Source organism: Streptomyces nanshensis (assembly GCF_001751255.1).
Taxonomy (GTDB): Bacteria; Actinomycetota; Actinomycetes; order Streptomycetales; family Streptomycetaceae; genus Streptomyces; species Streptomyces nanshensis_A.
In genome coordinates, this window is record NZ_LJGW01000619.1 from 1 (window position 1) to 3,470 (window position 3,470).

Sequence of the window (3,470 nt, forward strand, 5' to 3'; positions counted from 1 at the left end):
CTCGGCTGGCCGCTGCGGCTTCCGGACGGCGGACGGCACGGCTTCACCGCCGCACACCGCGTCCGTCTGGAGTCGGCCCTGCCCGGCATGGCGGCACGGCTGGAGACCGCGCTGTCCGGCGCGGGCACGCTGGACGCGGCGGGCGGCATTCCGGCGGGCGGCGATCCGGAGGGCGGCGTCCGGTCCGCGCGCCGCCGTACACCACGCGTACTGGTGCTGGGCTGCGAGGAGTTGATGTACGCACCGCTGCGCCTCGCCGCCGCCCTGGAGGAGCGGCTCGGCGAGCGGGCGGAGGTGCGCTTCTCGACGACGACGCGCTCGCCCGTGCTCGCGCTCGACGACCCGTCGTACGCGGTGCGCACCTGCCTCGCCTTCCCGGCACACGACACGGGGACGCCCGCCGGCGCCCGCCCCGACCACACTTCCGGGCTCCCCAAGTCCCCGTCGGGCACCGTCCGTTACGCCTACAACGTGGCGCCCGGCGCCGACGCCCGCCGCCGTTTCGACGCCGTCGTCGTCGTCACCGACTCGGCCGCCGACACCCCGGCCCTGCACGCCCCCGGCGGCCTGCTGGACCGGCTGCGGCCGCACACGGACGCGGTGCTGCTCGGTGTCCTCCCCTCCTACCGTCCGCTGCCCGCGCCGCTGCGCGGCCCGTACTTCTCCTCGTACGCGCCCGACGAGGTCGGCTGGCTGCTCCAGGACCTCTCGGACGCTCGGCTGGAGGCCCCGACGGAGGAGCGCGAGGAGGCGATCCAGAGCGGCGGGGCGCACTACGCGGAGTCGCTGCCGGTGGAGTACCAGCCGACGGCGGAGTACGAACGGCTCTTCCACGGCGCGCTGGAGGACTCGGCGCTCCGCGTCGCCCGCGCGGTGGGCACCGTCACGGAGACGGTGCTCGCGGAACGCCGCACGCGCGGCACCGGCCGGCCCGTCCTGGTGTCGCTCGCGCGCGCGGGCACGCCCGTCGGCATCCTGATGCGCCGCTGGGCGCAGCGGGCGCACGGCCTCGAACTGCCCCATTACGCCGTCTCCATCGTGCGCGGGCGCGGCATCGACGCCAACGCGCTGCGCTACATCGCCTCGCACCACGACCCCGCCGACGTCGTCTTCGTCGACGGCTGGACGGGCAAGGGCGCCATCACCCGTGAACTCGCGGACGCTCTCGCCCCGTTCGGGGAGTTCGACCCGGAGATCGCGGTGCTCGCCGACCCGGGCGGCTGCGTACGGACGTACGGCACGCGCGAGGACTTCCTCATACCGTCCGCGTGCCTCAACTCGACCGTCTCCGGGCTGATATCGCGCACCGTGCTCCGCGCGGACCTGGTCGGCGCGGACGACTACCACGGCGCCAAGTGCTACCGCGACCTCGCCGGAGCGGACGTCTCCGGGCTCTTCCTGGACACGGTCGCCGCTCGCTTCGACGAGGCCGCCCCCGGCGCCGCCGAGGACGCCGCGGCGCTGCTGCACGCCGCCGACCGCGAGCCGACGTGGGCCGGCTGGCGTGCGGTGGAGCGGATCAGCGAGGAGTACGGCATCGGGGACGTCAACCTCGTCAAGCCGGGAGTGGGGGAGACCACGCGGGTGCTGCTGCGCCGGGTGCCCTGGCGGGTCCTCGCCCGGCGCGGCGCGGGCCGCGACCTGGACCATGTGCGGCTGCTGGCCGAGCAGCGGGGCGTGCCCGTCGAGGAGACGGACGAACTCCCGTACAGCTCCGTGGGGTTGATCCATCCGCGCTTCACACGCGGGGCCACCGGCGGGAACGGCAGGGCCGCCCGATGACCGCCGGACTCCCCCTTGTCGCCAGCGATCTGGACCGCACCCTGATCTACTCCGCGGCGGCCCTGGACCTGCGCATGCCGGACGCGGAGGCGCCGCGGCTGCTGTGCGTCGAGACGTACGAGGGCCGGCCGCTGTCGTATCTGACGGAGACGGCTGCGGATGTGCTGCGCCATGTGCGCGAGCGCTGCGTCTTCGTGCCGGCCACCACCAGGACGTGCGAGCAGTACCGGCGCCTCCGGCTCCCGGGCGGTCCCGCGCGCTACGCGGTGTGCGCCAACGGCGGCCATCTGCTGGTCGACGGCGAACCCGACCCCGCCTGGCACGCCCGGGTACGGGACCGGCTCAGCGGCTGCGTGCCACTCGACGAGGTGTCCGCGCATCTGCGGGCGGCGTCCGGCGGCGACTGGGTGCGCAAACAGCGCGTCGCGGACGGCCTGTTCGCCTACCTCGTCGTCGACCGGGACCGGCTGCCGGGGGCGTGGGTGAAGGAGCTGGCCGGGTGGGCGGAGCCGCGTGGCTGGACGGTGTCGTTGCAGGGGCGCAAGATCTACGCCGTACCGGGACCGCTGACCAAGAGCGCCGCCGTCGCCGAGGTCGCCCGGCGCACCGGGGCGAGTCCCACGTACGCCGCGGGCGACTCACTGCTCGACGCCGATCTGCTGCTCGCCGCCGACCGGGCCTGGTTTCCGGGCCACGGCGAACTGGCCGCCGCCGGGTGGAGCGCCGGGCACGTCACGGGGCTGAGCGAGCGCGGCGTCGCGGCGGGGGAGCGGATCGTACGGGAGCTGCACGCGGCGACCGGAGGGGTGTGAACGGGGCCGAGGCGTCCCGGAGTTCGTGATCTCGTGATCCGGCCCCGCCCCGTTCAGTTCGCCGCGGCGCGCTCCGTGAGCCGGCCGAGGGTGTTCTCCAGCCCGCCGTCGCCGGGCCGGCGCCGGTTGTACGGAAGCTTCGAGAGCACGGCCGCCATGCCGCAGGTGTCGGTCAGCGCGGAGAAGACCAGTCCGCCGCCGATCAGCAGGGAGAGGACGCGGGCACCGGGCAGCGCGAGGTCGAGCAGCACGCCGAGCACCACGAGCGACCCCGCGGCGAGCCGGACTTGGCGCTCCATCGGCCACACCGCGCGCCCGCCCGCGGGACGGTCGAGCGCATGCCCGGCTCCGGCCCAGGCGGAGGTGCCGCCGTCGAGGGAGGCGGCGGCGACGCCCTCGCCCGCGAGGCGTCCGCTCGCCGTGCCCGAACGGGCGCCGGAGGCGCAGACGACGACCAGTTCGCTCTTCTCCGCGAGGGCGCGCAGCGCGGGCAGCGCCTCGTCGAGGCGGTCGAGGGGGACGTTGTACGCGCCGGGGATGTGCCCGGAGCCGTACTCGGCGGGCGTGCGGACGTCGATGACGGCGGTGCCGTCCAGCCGCGGGGCGAGATCGTCGATCGTGAGGGGAGCGGGAGCGGTCACGCGAGGAGCCTTCCTGTGCGTTATTGATCGCCGACTGATCACTTTGTTATGTGCTTGACGGGCTCAGCAGCGTTCAGGAGCGCGGTATTCCGGATGCCCGTGTGTGGATTCGGTGTGGGTTCCCGGCTGTGGAGTCACCCGTTTGTGGCAGCGGGCGGTCTGCCGCGCGGCACACCGCCGTACGCCCCGCACCACCGGCGGGCGGAGCGGCGGCGCCTCGGTCGCGCTCCGCCCG

Annotated in this window: 3 protein-coding genes; 2 read left to right on the forward strand and 1 reads right to left on the reverse strand. The window is 75.0% G+C overall.

Features of this window, described 5'->3' with window-relative positions; genetic code table 11:
- Window positions 1-1,782: cysteine protease StiP domain-containing protein (locus AN218_RS30330; RefSeq protein ID WP_070020241.1), on the forward strand; the 1,782-nt coding region annotated here is incomplete at its 5' end.
- Entirely contained in the window at window positions 1,779-2,594 is an 816-nt protein-coding gene (locus AN218_RS37275; RefSeq protein WP_070020242.1) for an HAD family hydrolase, read from the forward strand. The genes AN218_RS30330 and AN218_RS37275, both read left to right, overlap by 4 nt.
- A gap of 53 nt (window positions 2,595-2,647) precedes the next feature.
- Here the strand turns inward: AN218_RS37275 and AN218_RS30340 are convergent, their stop codons facing one another.
- A complete protein-coding gene (locus tag AN218_RS30340) occupies window positions 2,648-3,235 on the reverse strand; it encodes a rhodanese-like domain-containing protein (RefSeq protein WP_070020243.1) in 588 nt (195 codons plus the stop codon).
- Window positions 3,236-3,470: the final 235 nt, after the last annotated feature.

Bases quoted from the DNA above. Each gene is read 5' to 3' on its own strand.
- AN218_RS37275 (WP_070020242.1), top strand. From the start codon at position 1,779: ATGACCGCCGGACTCCCCCTTGTCGCCAGCGATCTGGACCGCACCCTG.